This window comes from Pseudonocardia lutea (assembly GCF_042658055.1).
GTDB lineage: Bacteria > Actinomycetota > Actinomycetes > Mycobacteriales > Pseudonocardiaceae > Pseudonocardia > Pseudonocardia lutea.
In genome coordinates this window covers 65,349-80,370 of the sequence record NZ_JBHSQK010000032.1, presented here as the reverse complement: position 1 = coordinate 80,370, position 15,022 = coordinate 65,349, and the positions used below count along the sequence as shown (strand labels likewise).

12 protein-coding genes are annotated in these 15,022 nt (G+C 74.7%); 8 read left to right on the top strand and 4 right to left on the bottom strand.

All coding sequences use genetic code 11. The annotated features are described in order from the left end of the window. The first annotated feature begins 20 nt into the window (after nucleotides 1–20). The 6 genes from ACFQH9_RS14095 to ppc all read left to right on the top strand — a co-directional run bounded on the left by ACFQH9_RS14095 (nucleotide 21) and on the right by ppc (nucleotide 6,964). Nucleotides 21–782, top strand: coding sequence for a DeoR/GlpR family DNA-binding transcription regulator (locus ACFQH9_RS14095; protein ID WP_379566508.1), 762 nt, complete (start codon nucleotides 21–23; stop codon nucleotides 780–782). 42 nt (nucleotides 783–824) lie between these two features. Next, nucleotides 825–1,760 carry a 1-phosphofructokinase gene (pfkB, locus tag ACFQH9_RS14090; protein ID WP_379566507.1) on the top strand — a complete coding sequence of 312 codons (936 nt, stop codon included), beginning with the start codon at nucleotides 825–827 and terminating at the stop codon, nucleotides 1,758–1,760. Then, entirely contained in the window at nucleotides 1,757–2,209 is a 453-nt protein-coding gene (locus tag ACFQH9_RS14085; protein ID WP_379566506.1) for a PTS sugar transporter subunit IIA, read from the top strand. Before pfkB ends, ACFQH9_RS14085 begins: the two co-directional genes overlap by 4 nt. Continuing rightward, nucleotides 2,206–3,672, top strand: a complete 1,467-nt coding sequence (locus ACFQH9_RS14080) for a PTS fructose transporter subunit IIC (RefSeq protein ID WP_379566505.1) — start codon at nucleotides 2,206–2,208, stop codon at nucleotides 3,670–3,672. Before ACFQH9_RS14085 ends, ACFQH9_RS14080 begins: the two co-directional genes overlap by 4 nt. A 23-nt stretch (nucleotides 3,673–3,695) precedes the next feature. After that, nucleotides 3,696–3,974 carry an HPr family phosphocarrier protein gene (locus ACFQH9_RS14075; RefSeq protein ID WP_379566503.1) on the top strand — a complete coding sequence of 93 codons (279 nt, stop codon included), beginning with the start codon at nucleotides 3,696–3,698 and terminating at the stop codon, nucleotides 3,972–3,974. Nucleotides 3,975–4,180: 206 nt separating this feature from the next. Further along, a complete protein-coding gene (ppc, locus tag ACFQH9_RS14070) occupies nucleotides 4,181–6,964 on the top strand; it encodes a phosphoenolpyruvate carboxylase (protein WP_379566501.1) in 2,784 nt (927 codons plus the stop codon). A gap of 36 nt (nucleotides 6,965–7,000) precedes the next feature. On the opposite strand, the gene ACFQH9_RS14065 is transcribed toward ppc, so the two are convergent. The 4 genes from ACFQH9_RS14065 to ACFQH9_RS14050 all read right to left on the bottom strand — a co-directional run bounded on the left by ACFQH9_RS14065 (nucleotide 7,001) and on the right by ACFQH9_RS14050 (nucleotide 12,197). Continuing rightward, a complete protein-coding gene (locus ACFQH9_RS14065) occupies nucleotides 7,001–8,536 on the bottom strand; it encodes an adenylate/guanylate cyclase domain-containing protein (protein ID WP_379566499.1) in 1,536 nt (511 codons plus the stop codon). Nucleotides 8,537–8,567: 31 nt separating this feature from the next. Continuing rightward, nucleotides 8,568–9,386, bottom strand: coding sequence for a MaoC family dehydratase (locus ACFQH9_RS14060; protein ID WP_379566590.1), 819 nt, complete (start codon nucleotides 9,384–9,386; stop codon nucleotides 8,568–8,570). After that, nucleotides 9,386–10,750 (bottom strand): 3-oxoacyl-ACP reductase, encoded by a 1,365-nt coding sequence (locus ACFQH9_RS14055; RefSeq protein WP_379566497.1) that lies wholly within the window; start codon nucleotides 10,748–10,750, stop codon nucleotides 9,386–9,388. The genes ACFQH9_RS14060 and ACFQH9_RS14055 overlap by 1 nt, the downstream gene beginning before the upstream one ends. 106 nt (nucleotides 10,751–10,856) lie before the next feature. Then, complete coding sequence (locus ACFQH9_RS14050) at nucleotides 10,857–12,197, bottom strand: acetyl-CoA C-acetyltransferase (protein WP_379566496.1); 1,341 nt, start codon at nucleotides 12,195–12,197, stop codon at nucleotides 10,857–10,859. Between the two features lie 90 nt (nucleotides 12,198–12,287). Between ACFQH9_RS14050 and ACFQH9_RS14045 the strand changes: the two genes are divergently transcribed. Both ACFQH9_RS14045 and ACFQH9_RS14040 read left to right on the top strand, forming a co-directional pair. Beyond that, entirely contained in the window at nucleotides 12,288–13,028 is a 741-nt protein-coding gene (locus ACFQH9_RS14045) for a TetR/AcrR family transcriptional regulator (RefSeq protein WP_379566495.1), read from the top strand. Then, complete coding sequence (locus ACFQH9_RS14040) at nucleotides 13,025–14,974, top strand: acyl-CoA dehydrogenase family protein (RefSeq protein WP_379566494.1); 1,950 nt, start codon at nucleotides 13,025–13,027, stop codon at nucleotides 14,972–14,974. Before ACFQH9_RS14045 ends, ACFQH9_RS14040 begins: the two co-directional genes overlap by 4 nt. Nucleotides 14,975–15,022: the final 48 nt, after the last annotated feature.

The window sequence follows — 15,022 nt, the reverse complement described above, 5'->3', positions numbered from 1 at the left end:
CGATCCGGGAGCGAACGAAGATGTACGCAGCGGAACGACAGCAGTGGCTCCTCACCCGTACCCGCGACGCCGGCCGGGTGGACGTCGGTGCCGTGGCCGAGGAGCTGCAGGTCACGCCGGAGACCATCCGGCGCGACCTCGGCACCCTGGAGCGTCAGGGCCTCGTCCGCCGGGTGCACGGCGGCGCCATCCCCGCCGACCGCCTCGACTTCGAGCCCGCCATCGGCCAGCGCGACACGGTGGCCGGCCCGGAGAAGGAGCGCATCGCCAAGGCCGCCCTGACCGAGCTCGAGGGCTGCCTGACCGTCCTGCTCGACGCGGGCACCACCACCGCCCGTCTCGCCTCGGCCCTGCCGACCGACCGCGAGCTGACCGTCGTCACCAACTCCCTGCCGATCGCCTCGATGCTCGCCACCAGGCCGAACGTCGTGCTGCGGCTGCTCGGCGGCCGCGTCCGTGGCACGACCATGGCGGCGGTCGACGACTGGGCGACCGACACCCTGGCCACCCTCACCGTCGACGTCGCGTTCCTCGGCACCAACGGCTTCTCCCCGGAGCGCGGGCTCACGACGCCCGACCCGGCCGAGGCCGCCGCCAAGCGGGCCATGATCGCCGCCGCCCGGCGTGCCGTCGTGCTGGCCGACGCGGCGAAGTACGGCACCGACCAGTTCGTCCGCTTCGCCCGGCTGGACCAGGTCGACGCCCTGGTCACCGACACCGGGCTCGACGACGCCGCCACCGCCGCCATCGAGGCCGCGGGCCCGCGCGTCGTCCGGGCCTGACCCGAACTCCCGTCCCCACCGACTTCACGAGGAGGTGAAGCGTTGATCGTCACCGTCACCCCCAACCCCAGCCTCGACCGGACCGTCGAGCTGGCCGGGCTGGTCCGCGGCGAGGTGCACCGCGCCCTGTCCGTGCGGCTGGACCCGGGCGGCAAGGGCGTCAACGTCGCTCGCGCGCTCACCCGCGCCGGCGTCGACGCGCTCGCGGTGCTGCCCTCGGGCCGCGCCCCGGGCGGGCGGCTCAACGGCCTGCTCGACGCCCTGGGCGTCCCCGCCGTCACCGTCCCGATCCACGGCGCCACCCGCTCCAACATCACCCTCGTGGAGCCGGACGGCACCACGACGAAGATCAACGAGAGCGGCCCGGTGCTGACCGCCGAGGAGGTCGACGAGGTCACCGAGCAGGCCGTGGCCCGCGCCCGCGGCGCGGACTGGCTGGTGACCTGCGGGTCGCTGCCCGAGGGCATGCCCGTGGACTTCCACGCCGCCCTCGTCCGGCGGGCCGGCGCGCGGACCGCCGTGGACACCAGCGGGGCCCCGCTCGCCGCCGCCGTCGCGGCGCGGCCGGACCTCGTCAAACCCAACCACGAGGAGTTGGCCGAGCTGGTCGGCCGGCCCCTCGCCAGCCTCGGCGACGTGCTCGCCGCGGCCCGTGAGCTCCGCGCCGCCGGGGTCGGCGCGGTCCTCGTCAGCCTCGGCGCCGGCGGCGCCGTGCTGGTCGAGGAGTCCGGCGAGTACCACGCCGCGACCCCGCCCGTGACCGTGCGCAGCACGGTCGGCGCCGGCGACGCCACCCTGGCCGGGTTCCTGGCCGCCGGGGGCGCCGGGCCGGACGCCCTGGCCCGCGCCGTCGCGTACGGCGCCGCGGCCTGCCGCCTGCCGGGCAGCGAGATGCCCGGCCCCCACGAGCTCCCGCTCGCCGACGTCCGCGTCGGGATCCCGCACGCCGACCTCGTCCTCACTGGAGACGCCGCATGACCGACCAGCTGATCACCGCCGATCTCGTCGACCTCGACCTGCCCTCGACCGACCGCCGGGCGGCGGTCCAGGCGCTGGCCGAGCGGCTGCAGAAGGCGGGCCGGGTGACCGACCTCGCGCAGTTCCTCGCCGACATCGAGGCCCGCGAGCAGCAGATGCCGACCGGGCTCGAGGGCGGGATCGGCATCCCGCACTGCCGGTCCGCCGCCGTCACCGTGCCGAGCCTCGCGTTCGGCCGCAGCACCGCAGGTGTCGACTTCGGCGCCGAGGACGGGCCGGCCCGGCTCGTCTTCATGATCGCCGCTCCCGAGGGCGGCGACACCGACCACATGACGGTGCTGGCCGCGCTGGCCCGCCGGCTGGTCCGCAAGGCGTTCAAGGACGAGCTCCTCGGCGCGACCGACGCCGGCCACGTCGCCGACTACATCCGGAAGGAGGTCGGGGCGTGAAGCTGCTGGCCGTCACCGCGTGCCCGACGGGCATCGCACACACCTACATGGCCGCCGAGGCCCTCGAGGTCGCGGCCGAGGAGGCCGGGCACGAGATCGTCGTCGAGACGCAGGGCTCGGCCGGTTCCACCCCGTTCACCCCGGAGCAGCTCGCCGAGGCCGACGCGATCATCCTCGCGGCCGACGTCGAGGTCCGGGACAAGGACCGCTTCGCCCACCTGCCCACGGTGACCGCCGGGGTGAAGAAGGCGATCGGCGGGGCGCCGGGGCTGATCGAGCAGGCGGTCGCGGCCGCCGAGGCGGCCCCGGAGGGGACGGCCGCGGCACCCGCCGAGCCGCAGCTCGCGGTCAAGCAGACCGGCCCCGGTGTCGGGTCGAAGGTCCGCGGCTGGCTGATGACCGGCGTCTCGTACGTCATCCCGTTCGTCGCCGCCGGCGGGCTGCTGATCGCCCTGGGCTTCGCCCTCGGCGGCTATCAGATCAGCGACGCCCCGTCGGTCACCGAGAGCTTCTCCTGGACCTCGCACACCAGCTGGGCGGCCCTGCTGTTCCAGCTCGGCTCGCTGGCCTTCGGTCTGCTGGTGCCGGTGCTGTCCGGCTTCATCGCCTACGCGATCGCTGACCGGCCCGCGCTCGTGCCGGGCTTCGTCGGCGGGCTGGTCGCCGTCGAGGTCCACGCCGGGTTCATCGGCGGCCTCGCCTCCGGTCTGCTCGCCGGTGGCCTCGTCTTCTGGATGAAGAAGTGGAAGGCCCCCAAGGCGATCGCCGGGATCATGCCGGTGCTGGTGCTGCCCCTGGTCGGCACGGCGGTCATCGGCGGGATCATGTTCGTGGTGATCGGACAGCCGCTCGCCGCCGTCACGACCGGCCTCACCAGCTGGCTCAACGGCCTGTCCGGCAGCAACGCGATCCTGCTCGGCGCCCTGCTCGGCCTGATGATGGCCTTCGACATGGGCGGTCCGGTCAACAAGGCCGCCTACGCCTTCGCCGTCGCCGGGCTGTCCACCAACTCGCAGACCGCGCTGCTGATCATGGCCTCCGTGATGGCCGCCGGGATGACCCCGCCGTTGGCCATGGCGCTGGCCACCACCGTCCGCAAGAAGCTGTTCACCGAGGCCGAGCGCGAGAACGGCCGGGCCGCGTGGCTGCTCGGGGCCTCCTTCATCACCGAGGGTGCGATCCCCTTCGCCGCCGCCGACCCGCTGCGCGTCATCCCGTCGCTCATGGCCGGGTCCGCCGTGACCGGTGCCCTGTCGATGGCCTTCGGCTCCACGCTGCGGGCCCCGCACGGCGGCATCTTCGTGGTCCCGCTGATCGGCAACCCGTTCGGCTACCTGGTGGCGATCGTCGCCGGGACGCTCGTCTCCGCCGCGATCGTGATCGTCCTCAAGTCGGTGGGCCAGAAGAAGGCCGCCGCCACCACCGAGTCCACGTCGGCGCCCCGCGCCGCCGCCCACGCCTGATCGTCGTCGAGGGAGAGATCGTCATGGCCGAGCGCCGCGTCAAGGTCGGATCGTCCGTGGGGCTGCACGCCCGCCCCGCCAACCTGTTCTGCAAGGCCGCCGGGCAGCAGCCCGCGAAGGTCACCATCGCCGCGGGCGACCGCGGCCCGGTCGACGCCCGCAGCATCCTCTCGGTGCTGGGGCTCGGCGTGAACTCCGGTGAGGAGGTCGTCCTGACCAGCAGTGACGACGCCGAGGGCGAGGCCTCGCTCGACGCGCTGGCCGAACTGCTGGCCACCGACCTGGACGCCGTCCCGAGCTGACGTCCGCGCCCCGACCCGGCGGGCGGCCCCACGCGGGGCCGCCCGTCCGGCGTTCTCGGGGCTCCGGCGTGAGGACCCGGATGTCAACGGCGGGTTACGGCCTGCCGTCAGCGATGGCCCCGTCCCGGCGCGGGCGCGACGATGGCGGTCGTCCCGCCGTTCCCGACGCCGCGAGCGGCCCCTCCCGTGAACGGAGCCCCAGCACGGTGACCGCGAGCGCCCACCGCACCGAACTCCTCGCCCCGGACTCCCTGGCCGCGCACTCCGGCGTCGTCTCCGAGACCGAGCACAGCGCCCTGCGCGCCGACATCCGCAGGCTCTCGACGATGCTCGGCCGGACGGTCGCGCTGCAGGCCGGCGACGAGGTGCTCGAGCTCGTGGAGGAGGTCCGCAAGCTCGCCCGGGAGGCGGGCGGGGAGGGCGGCGACCCGGACGCCGTGACCCGCCGGCTGTCCGGCCTGGACACCGGCACCGCCGTCGTCCTGGCCCGGGCCTTCTCGCAGTACTTCCAGCTGGCCAACGTCGCCGAGCAGCTGCACCGCTCCCGGGAGCTGCGCAACCTGCGTCCGACCGACCGCCGCCCGCTGCACACGGTGCTGGAGCGGCTGGCCGCCGAGGCCGACCGCGGCGCGGTGCAGGAGGTCCTGGCCCGGGCCCAGCTGCGGCCCGTGTTCACCGCGCACCCCACCGAGTCCTCCCGGCAGTCCGTCCTCGCGATCCTCCGCCGGGTGGCCGAGGGACTCGACCACGGGGCGTCGGACGACGAGCTGGGCGCGCTGGTCGACCTGCTCTGGCAGACCGACGAGATCCGGCCCGGCAAGCCCACCGTCACCGACGAGGCCCGCGGTGTCGCCTGGTTCATGGAGCAGCTCGGCACCCGGACCGTGCCGGACCTGATCGGGGAGTTCGAGGCCGAGGTGCGCGCGCACGGCTTCGAGGTCCCGCCGGGCTCGCGCCCGCTCAGCCTGGGCTGCTGGGTCGGCGGCGACCGGGACGGCAACCCGAACGTCACGCCCGAGGTGACCCGCGAGGTCCTGGAGCTGTACTCGGACCGCGCGCTGCGGATCCACGGCGCGCTGGTCGATCAGCTGATCCAGGAGCTGTCGATCTCCACCCGGGTGATGGGCGTGTCCGAGGAGCTGCGCGGCGCTCTCGCCCGCGACCGCCGGTCGCTGCCCGAGGTGCACGACCGGTTCATCCGGCTCAACGCCCACGAGCCGTACCGGCTCAAGCTGTCCTACGTCCGGGCGCGGCTGGACAACACCCGGGCAAGGATCGCGAACCACGGCCCGCACGTCGCCGGGCGGGACTACCTGGGTGTGGCCGAGTACGTCGCCGACCTGGGGATCCTGGACCGCTCGCTGCGCGGGCACCTGGGCGCGCGGATCGCCGGCGGCACCCTCGCCCGCGCGATCCGCGCGGCCCGCGCGCTCGGCCTGCACCTCGCCGAGCTGGACATCCGCGAGCACAGCCAGAAGCACCACGACGCCCTCGGCGCGATCTACGACGAGCTCGGTGAGCTCGACAAGCCGTACGCGGAGCTGACCCGCGAGGAGCGCCGGGAGCTGCTGTCGCGGGAGCTGCAGGGGCACCGGCCGCTGATCCGCCGGCACTACGGCGTGCCCGAGGCCGCGGCACCGGTCATCGCGACCTTCGACATGCTGCACGAGGTCCAGCACGAGTTCGGCCCGGAGGTCGCCCGGACCTACATCGTGTCGATGGCCCGGGACGTCGACGACCTGCTCGCCGTCGCCGTCCTCGCCCGCGAGTCGTACATGGTGGAGCTGAACTCGAACCCGCGCTCGTCGGTGGACCTGGTGCCGCTGTTCGAGACGGTCGAGGAGCTCTCCCAGGCGGGCCCGCTGCTCGAGGGACTGCTCTCCGATCCCGGCTACCGGCAGCAGGTGCGCAACCGCGGCGACCTGCAGGAGATCATGCTGGGGTACTCGGACTCCAACAAGGGCGCCGGCATCACCAGCTCGCAGTGGGAGATCCACCGGGCCCAGCGGCAGCTGCGGGACGTCGCCGCGAGACACGGCGTGACGCTGCGGCTCTTCCACGGCCGCGGCGGCTCGGTCGGCCGCGGCGGCGGGCCCGCGGGCGAGGCGATCGCGTCGGCCCCCTACGGCAGCGTCGACGCCGCGATGAAGCTCACCGAGCAGGGCGAGGTCATCTCGGACAAGTACTCGCTGCCCTCGCTCGCGCACGACAACCTGGAGATCCTGCTCGCCGCGATGCTCGACGCGAGCGTGCTGCACAAGGCCTCCCGCTGGCCGGACGAGACCCTGGCCCGCTGGGACGAGGTCATGACATGCGTGTCCGAGGCGGGCAAGAAGGCGTACCGCGAGCTGGTCGGCGACCCGGCGCTGCCGGAGTTCTTCACCGCCGCGACCCCGGTCGACGAGCTGGGCCGGCTCAACGTGGGCTCCCGGCCGTCGAAGCGCCCCGGCAAGGGCACCCCGTCGCTCGACGACCTGCGCGCGATCCCCTGGGTTTTCGGCTGGACCCAGACCCGGATGGTCGTGCCCGGCTGGTACGGCCTGGGCAGCGGCCTGAAGGCGGCCCGCGAGGCGGGCTACGGCGAGGTCCTCGACGAGATGCGCGAGTGGGCGTTCTTCGCCAACCTGCTCGGCAACGTGGAGATGACGCTGGCCAAGACGGACCTGCGGATCGCCTCCTACTACGTCTCGACGCTGGTCGACCCGGGCCGGCAGGAGCTGTTCGAGCTGGTCCGCGCCGAGCACGGGCGCACCCTGCGCGAGGTCCTGGCGCTCACCGGCGACCCGGTGCTGCTCGACCGGCACCCGGTGCTGCGCAACACCCTCGCGGTGCGCAACGGCTACCTCGAGCCGCTGCACCACCTGCAGGTCGAGCTGCTCGACCAGCGCCGCCGCCGGGGCGGTGCCGACGGTGGGGAGGACCCCGACCTCGAGCGCGCCCTGCTGCTCACGATCAACGGCATCGCGGCGGGGATGAAGAACACCGGCTGATGCGCGAACGGCCCGCCGCGTGCGGCCGCTCGACGGTCAGTCCGCGCTCACCACCGGCTCGGAGCTGCGGGAACGGGGGACGGCGACGTCCGTGGGCACCCCGCGCCCGCGCAGCACCACGGCCTCGCCGACCTGCCAGTGCCGCGCCTCCTCGGGGTCCGCGAGGGCGACCGCCGCCCCGGAGGCCGCGATCCCGCCGCGCGACTTGGCCAGGTCGGTGAGCCGCGCCGCCTCGTTCACCGGGTCGCCGATCACGGTGTACTCGTAGCGCCGGGGGTCGCCGACGTTGCCGGCCACGGCGTCGCCGGCCGACACCCCGATCCCCGCCGAGAGCTCGGGCAGCTCGTCGCCCAGCCGGTCGCACAGCACGCGGGCGGCCGCCAGCGCGCGACCCGCCGGGTCGTCGACCGTGACCGGCGCGCCGAACACGGCGAGCGCGGCGTCGCCCTCGAACTTGTTGATCCAGCCGCCGTGCTCCTCCACCACGCCGACGACGACGGCGAAGAACTCGTTGAGCACCTCGACGACCTCGGCGGGCGGCCGCTCCGCCGCCATCCTGGTGGAGCCGACGAGGTCGACGAACAGCACGGCCACCCGGCGGACCTCGCCGCCGAGCTCGACGTCGTCGGACGCGGCGGCGGCCCGGGCCACCTCCCGCCCGACGTGCCGGCCGAACAGGTCGCGGATCCGCTCCCGCTCCCGCAGCCCCTCGACCATCGTGTTGAACCCGGCCTGCAGCCGGCCGAGCTCGGTGTGGTCGTAGACCGGGACCGCGACGTCGAGATCGCCCTTCTCGACGCGCTGCATGGCCCGCCGCACCGCGATCACGGGGTCGGCGGTGGACCGGGCGGCGCCGATCGTGGTGAGGAAGCCGGCGAAGAGGGCGGCGGCACCGATCCCGAGGATCATCACGGCCAGCCGGTCCACCGTGACGTCCCGGAACACCAGCGCCGTGGTCCCGGCGAGGAGCAGCCCGAACACCGGGACGGCGGTGCCCAGCGCCCAGAACAGCACCGGCCGCAGGAGCACGCCCGGCAGCGCCCGGCTCCGCGGCGGCACGCCGGCCAGGACGACCGACGCCGGTCCGCGCAGGATCCGTTCGCCCAGCAGGTAGGACAGCGAGCAGGTGGCGACCCCGCCGATGGTGATCGTGGCGGCGACCGAGAAGGCCAGCCGGGGCGAGAACTGCAGGTTGAGCAGCGCGAACAGCACGACGGCGCCGGCCCAGAGGACGGCGAGCACCACCACCAGCCGCAGCGGGCCGTGGAGCACGAGGCGCCGCGCACGCCGCTCCGGGTCGACCCGGGCACCGCGGCCGCGCAGCCGGAACAGCGCCCGCCCGACCACCAGCCCCAGCGGCGTGACGACGACGAGATAGCCCGCGAACACCGCGATGTTGACCAGCCGGACCTGCCCCGGATCGGCGACCCGCCCGTCCGGCACCACCCACGCGGCCAGCACGAACACGACGGCCGCGCCACCGAGGTTCGCCAGGGCGACCGCGGCGCTGAGCAGCAGCCGGACCGGCAGCCCCAGGACGAAGCCACCGGGCCGCAGCTGACGGTCCGCCATGGGCGGAGTCTAGGCCGAACGGGGGAGCGGCTCAGGCGGGGCGGACCGTCCCGGTCAGGTGCACCGCGCCCTTCCGGTTCCGGACGGCCAGGTCCCAGCCCTCCTCCGCCGGCTCGGTCACCAGCTCGACCATGGACGGCAGGAGCAGCGGCCTGCGGAAGCCCACCTCAAGTGTCGCCGCCTCCGGCACCCGACCCTGCAGCGCGGCGAGCGCCCGGGCGGCCGTCCACATCCCGTGCGCGATCGCCCGCGGGAACCCGAAGGCCTTGGCCGTGACCGGGTTGAGGTGGATCGGGTTCACGTCCCCGCTCACCGCCGCGTACCGGCGCCCGGCGTCGGCCGGCACCCGCCACACCGCGGCCGCGGGACCGTCGACCTCGGGCAGGTCCGGCAGCTCGCCGGCGAGGCCGGTCGGGGCCTGGGCGCCGCGGGCCAGGTAGGTGCTGCGCCCGTCCCAGACCCGGGCGCCGTCGACGGACACCTCGGCCACCAGATCGACCTGGGCACCGCGGGGGTGCGCGGCGAACCGCTCGGCCCGCACCCGGAGGTCCAGCCGCTCACCGAGCCCGACCGCCCGGTGCACGGTGATCCGGTTGGCGACGTGCACGAGCCCCGGCAGCGGCAGCGGGAAGGACCGCGCGGCCATCAGCCCGATCTGCAGCGGGAAGGCCAGGACGTGCGGGTAGGTGAGCGGCAGCGCGTCGCCCAGCGGGAACCCGCACACCCGCGCGTAGTCCGCGAGGTGCCCGACCTCCGGCGTGACCGTCCGCTCGAGGACCGTGTCCGGCAGCGTGCGGGCCCGCCCGGGCAGGACCGCGCCGACCGCCGCCTTCGCGTAGAGGCCGATCATCACGCCCCCAGCATCGACTGGCCGCACACCCGCACGACCTGCCCGTTGACCCCGCCGGAGTCGGCCTGGCCGAGCCAGCCGATCGTCTCGGCGACGTCGACCGGGAGCCCGCCCTGGCGCAGCGAGTTGACCCGCCGGCCGGCCTCGCGGGTGCCGAGCGGCATCCTCGCGGTCATCTCGGTCTCGATGAAGCCGGGCGCGACCGCGTTGATCGTCACCCCCTGCTCGGCGACGACGGGCGCGAGCGCGCGGACCATGCCGATGATCCCGGCCTTGGAGGCCACGTAGTTGGCCTGCCCGCGGTTGCCGGCGATGCCGCTCTGCGAGGACACGCAGACGATCCGCGAGCCGTCCTGCAGCAGGGTGCCGTCGGCCAGCAGCGCCTCGGTGATCCGCAGCTGCGCGCGCAGGTTGACGTTCAGCACCGCGTTCCACCGGTCCGGGTCCATGTTGGCCAGCAGCTTGTCCCGGGTGATGCCGGCGTTGTGCACCAGCAGGTCCACCCGGCCGTGCCGCTGTTTCAGGTGCGCGATCAGCCGCTCCGGCGCGTCGACGGCGGTGATGTCGAGCTGCAGCGCCGTGCCGCCGGTGCGGTTGGCCACCGCCGCCAGGTTCTCCCCGGCCGCCGGGACGTCGACGACGACGAGGGCGGCCCCGTCCCGCGCCAGGGTGTCGGCGATCGCCGCGCCGATGCCCCGGGCCGCCCCCGTGACCACGGCGACCCGCCCGACCAGCGGCTTCTCCGGCAGGGTCGGGCTGTCCATCGCGGCCGGGTCCCGCGGCGTCCCGACCGGCGCGCCGATCCGCACGACCTGCCCGTCGACGTAGGCCGAGCGGGCGGACAGGAAGAACCGGACCGAGCTGTCGACGGCCGCGGGCGGCGCGTCGGCCGCCACCACCAGCAGGTTCGCGGTCGCGCCCGCGCGCAGCTCCTTGGCGATCGTGCGCACCAGGCCGTCGAGCGCCTGGGCGGTCGCGGCCGCCTCGACGCCGGACCTCGCCGACGCCTCCGCCGGCTCCGCACCGAGCAGCAGCAGCCGCCCGGACGGGGCCAGCTTGCGCACGGCCGGGGTGAGGATCGCGCGGGCCGCGGCGAGGTCGTCGAGCGTGGTGGCCGCCGTCAGGTCGACGACGACCGCGGCGAGCTTCTGCTCCCCCACCGCGTCGACCACCTGCTGGCCGGACTCCTCGACCAGCGCCGTGATCGGCTTCGCGAAGCGGCCGGCGCCCACCGAGGTGACCAGCGCGGGCCCGGGCAGCAGCGCCTGGCCGGGTTCGTAGCGGCGCAGCAACGGCACCCGCGGCACGCCGAGCCGGCCGGCGAGGGCGGTGTTGGAGAGGTCCCGGAAGCGGTCGGTGCTCATGTCTCCTCCGCGGGAGAGAGTGCTGTGCTGATCGGGCCGGTGCTGGTCGGGCCGGTGCTGATCGGGCCGGTGCTGGTCGAGCCGGCGCTCGTCGGGCCGGTGCGCATCAGGCCGCCTCGAGGATCGCGACGACGCCCTGGCCGCCGGCGGCGCAGATCGAGATCAGCCCGCGCGCCTTCTTCCCGTCCCGGCCGGTGCCCTTCTCGTGCAGCAGCTTCGCCAGGGTGGCGACGATGCGGCCGCCGGTCGCGGCGAACGGGTGCCCGGCGGCGAGCGACGAGCCCGTGACGTTGAGCTTCGACCGGTCGATCGAGCCGAGCGGGGCGTCGAGGCCGAGCCGGTCCTTGGCGAACTCGACGTCCTCCCACGCCTTGAGGGTGGCGAGCACCGTCGAGGCGAAGGCCTCGTGGATCTCGTAGAAGTCGAAGTCCTGCAGGGTGAGCCCGTTGCGCTCGAGCAGCCGCGGCACGGCGTACACCGGCGCGGTCAGCAGCCCGTCGCGCCCGTGCTCGTGGTCGGCTCCGCGAGCTCCGCCGCCGTGCACGTAGTCGACGGCGGCGGTCTCGGCGTCGACGAAGTGGGCCAGCACCGGCAGCTTGTGCTCGGCGGCCCACTCGTCCGAGCCGAGCAGGGCGAGCGCGGCGCCGTCCGTCAGCGGGGTCGAGTTGCCCGCGGTCATGCTGGCCTCGTCGCCGAACTGCCTGCCGAACACCGGCTTGAGCTTCGCCAGCTTCTCCACCGACGAGTCCGGGCGGAGGTTGTCGTCCCGGGTCAGCCCCAGGTAGGGGGTGACCAGGTCGTCGAAGAAACCGCGCTCGTAGGCGGCGGCGAGGTTGCGGTGGCTGGCGGCCGCCAGCTCGTCCTGCGCCTCGCGGGAGACGCCCCACTCCCGGGCGGTGATCGCCGCGTGCTCGCCCATGGACAGTCCGGTGCGCGGCTCGGAGTTGCGCGGGATGTCCGGCACGATCTGCCCCGGCCGGAGCTTCGCGAGCAGCGCCAGCCGCTGCTGCACCGTCTTCGCGCCGTTCAGCGCGACGAGCACCTTGCGCAGGTCCTCGTTGACCGCGATCGGGGCGTCGCTCGCGGTGTCGACCCCGCCCGCGACACCGCTCTCGATCTGCCCCAGCGCGATCTTGTTCGCCACCAGGATCGTGGCCTCGAGCCCGGTCCCGCATGCCTGCTGGACGTCGTAGGCCGGGGTGGAGGGGGCCAGCCGCGACCCGAGCACCGCCTCGCGGGTGAGGTTGAAGTCGCGCGAGTGCTTGAGCACGGCCCCGGCGACCACCTCGCCCAGCCGCTCGCCGGCCAGCCCGTGGCGGGCGACCAGCCCGTCGAGCGTGGTGGTGAGCATGTCCAGGTTCGACGCGCGGGCGTAGCGCCCGTTGGCACGCGCGAACGGGATCCGGTTGCCCCCGATGACGGCGGCGCGCCGCGGTGTGGACGGCATGGCGTTCCCTTCTCGAGCGGATGGGCCCTGCGGTGTCGCGGTGTTACCCACGAGTAGCCAGAACTCAGAGTACCCGGTACCGTCGGTTTCATGAAGGCGGAGGCGAAGCTCGCGCGCGACCGGCGCGACTCCCGGTGGGACGCCCACCGCGAGCAGCGCCGTGCCGAGCTCGTCCGTACCACCGTCGCGGCCATCCGGCAGCACGGGGCCGGGGTGGGGATGGACGAGATCGCCGCCGCCGCGGGCACGTCCAAGACCGCCGTCTACCGGCACTTCCGCGACCGTGCAGGGCTCTACACCGCGGTGTGCGAGGCCGTCGCGCGGCTGCTCACGGGCCAGATCCGGCGCGCCACCGACCGGGCGCTCGCCGCGGGCGCCGGTCCGCACGCCGCCGTCGCCGCCGGGATCGACGCGTACCTGCGGCTGATCGAGTCCGACCGCGAGGTGTACCGGTTCGTGGTACAGCGCCCGCTGCTCGGGGCCGCCGTCGCCGGCGCCGACCCCGTCACCGATCTCGTGACCGTCATCGGCGACCAGGTCGCCGAGGTGATCGGGACCTACCTGCCCGACGCGCCCGCGGCGCGCACCTGGGGCCACGCCCTCGTCGGGCTGGTCCGCGGGGCCGCCGACGACTGGCTCGCCCGGCCCGCCGGCACCACCCGGGACCAGCTCACCGCCCGTCTCACCGACCTCGCCTGGACCGGCCTCGCCGGCCTGGCGACCACCTCCGGCTCCGCCGCGAGCACCGGCCCGAGCGCAGCCCGCGCGGGCGACACCGGCTCGGGCGCGGCGCGCGGAGCCACGACCAGTACCGCAGGAGGCACCGCATGACCCCGTCCGTGGACGCGCTCCGCTCCACCCTCGACGGCCGCTGGGCGGACGTCCGGAGCTCGGTCCGGGAGCAGATGGCCCGGTTCCGCCCGGTCGATCCCGACCTGTCGGTCGAGGAGTACCGCGCCAGGGTGCTCGAGCTGGTGCACGAGCTCGCCTCGACGGGCCAGCCGCACACCGGGTTCTCGCCCGAGTACGGCGGCAAGGGCGACGTCGGCGGTGTCGTCACCGCCTTCCAGGCACTGGGCTACGGCGACCTCTCGCTGCTGGTCAAGGCCGGGGTCCAGTGGGGCCTGTTCGGCGGTGCGGTGCAGGTGCTGGGCACCGAGCGGCACCACGAGCGGTACCTGCGGCAGATCATGGACGGCGAGCTGCTCGGGTGCTTCGCGATGACCGAGACCGGCCACGGGTCGGACGTCCAGCACCTGCGCACCACGGCGACCTACGACCCGGTCGCCGAGGAGTTCGTGATCGACACCCCGGAGCCGGGGGCGCGCAAGGACTACATCGGCAACGCCGCGCGGGACGGCCGGATGGCGGTGGTGTTCGCCCAGCTCGTCACGGGCGGGCAGGGCCACGGCGTGCACGCCTTCCTGGTCCCGATCCGCGACGACGCGGGCGCCCCGATGCCCGGCGTCGAGATCGGCGACTGCGGGCACAAGGCCGGGCTCAACGGCGTCGACAACGGGCGGCTGACCTTCCGCTCGGTCCGCGTGCCGCGCGAGGCCCTGCTCAACCGGTTCGCCGACGTCTCGCCGGACGGCACCTACACCAGCTCGATCGAGAACGAGGGACGCCGCTTCTTCACGATGCTCGGCACGCTGGTCCGCGGCCGGATCAGCGTCGCGGGCGGGGCCGGCAGCGCCGCGCAGAAGGCGTTGGCCCTCGCGATCCGCTACGGCGAGCGCCGCCGGCAGTTCGCCGACCCGGGCACCGGTCAGGAGACCGCGATCCTCGACTACCGCGCCCACCAGCGGAAGCTGCTGCCCGCGCTGGCCACCACCTACGCGCTGCAGTTCGCGCAGGACGACCTCGTGGCGGAGATGCACCGGCTGCAGGCGCCCCGGAGCGACCGGCCCGACGCCCAGCCGGACGAACAGGCGCAACGCGCGCTGGAGAGCCGCGCCGCGGGCGTCAAGGCGATCGGCACCTGGCACGCCACGCGCACGATCCAGACCTGCCGCGAGGCCTGCGGCGGCGCGGGCTACCTCTCGGTGAACCTGCTGCCGCAGCTCAAGGCGGACACGGACGTCTTCACCACCTTCGAGGGCGACAACACCGTCCTGCTCCAGCTGCTCGCGAAGAACCTGCTGGCGGACTACGGCAAGCGCGTGCAGAAGCTCTCGCCGCTCGGGCTGGCCCGGTTCGTCGGCGGGCAGGCCCTCGACGCGGCCGCCGAGCGGACGGGCGCCAACAAGCTGCCGCGCCGGCTCCCCGGCCGCGGCTTCCGTCCGCGCGACCGCGCCGAGCAGCGCCGGCTGATCGCGGACCGGGCCGAGCACCTGCTGGCGGGCGTCGCGCGGCGGCTGCGCCCGGCGCTGAAGAAGGGCGCCGACCAGTTCGCGATCTTCAACGCGGCCCAGGACCACCTGCTCGACGCCGCCCGCGCGCACGTCGACGTCCTGGTGCTCGACGCGTTCGTGGCCGGGATCGAGCGGGCCGCCGACCCCTCGGTGAAGGCGCTGCTCGAGACGGTGTGCGATCTGCACGCGCTCGCCACGATCGAGCGGGACCGGGCCTGGTACCTCGAGCACGGCCGGCTCACGGCCGCCGAGACCCGCGCCGTGGTCGCCGCGGTCAACGAGCTGTGCGGGGAGCTGCGCCCGCACGCGCGGCTGCTCGTCGACGCCTTCGGCATCCCCGAGGGCTGGATCGCCTGCCCGCTGCTGGAGGACCCGGCCGCGGAGAGCGGGGCGACCGCGTCGGTGCCCGAGATGGTCGGGTGAGCCCGGGAGGTTGCCTCGAAGGGCCGAGCGTCACAGGTCGTTCGGCGC

Excerpts from the sequence above, each read along its gene's own strand:
- ACFQH9_RS14095 (WP_379566508.1), top strand. The coding sequence starts at position 21 with ATGTACGCAGCGGAACGACAGCAGTGGCTCCTCACCCGTACCCGCGAC.
- ACFQH9_RS14085 (WP_379566506.1), top strand. The coding sequence starts at position 1,757 with ATGACCGACCAGCTGATCACCGCCGATCTCGTCGACCTCGACCTGCCC.
- ACFQH9_RS14075 (WP_379566503.1), top strand. The coding sequence starts at position 3,696 with ATGGCCGAGCGCCGCGTCAAGGTCGGATCGTCCGTGGGGCTGCACGCC.
- ACFQH9_RS14065 (WP_379566499.1), bottom strand. The coding sequence starts at position 8,536 with ATGGCGGACCGTCAGCTGCGGCCCGGTGGCTTCGTCCTGGGGCTGCCG.
- ACFQH9_RS14060 (WP_379566590.1), bottom strand. The coding sequence starts at position 9,386 with ATGATCGGCCTCTACGCGAAGGCGGCGGTCGGCGCGGTCCTGCCCGGG.
- ACFQH9_RS14055 (WP_379566497.1), bottom strand. The coding sequence starts at position 10,750 with ATGAGCACCGACCGCTTCCGGGACCTCTCCAACACCGCCCTCGCCGGC.
- ACFQH9_RS14050 (WP_379566496.1), bottom strand. The coding sequence starts at position 12,197 with ATGCCGTCCACACCGCGGCGCGCCGCCGTCATCGGGGGCAACCGGATC.
- ACFQH9_RS14045 (WP_379566495.1), top strand. The coding sequence starts at position 12,288 with ATGAAGGCGGAGGCGAAGCTCGCGCGCGACCGGCGCGACTCCCGGTGG.
- ACFQH9_RS14040 (WP_379566494.1), top strand. The coding sequence starts at position 13,025 with ATGACCCCGTCCGTGGACGCGCTCCGCTCCACCCTCGACGGCCGCTGG.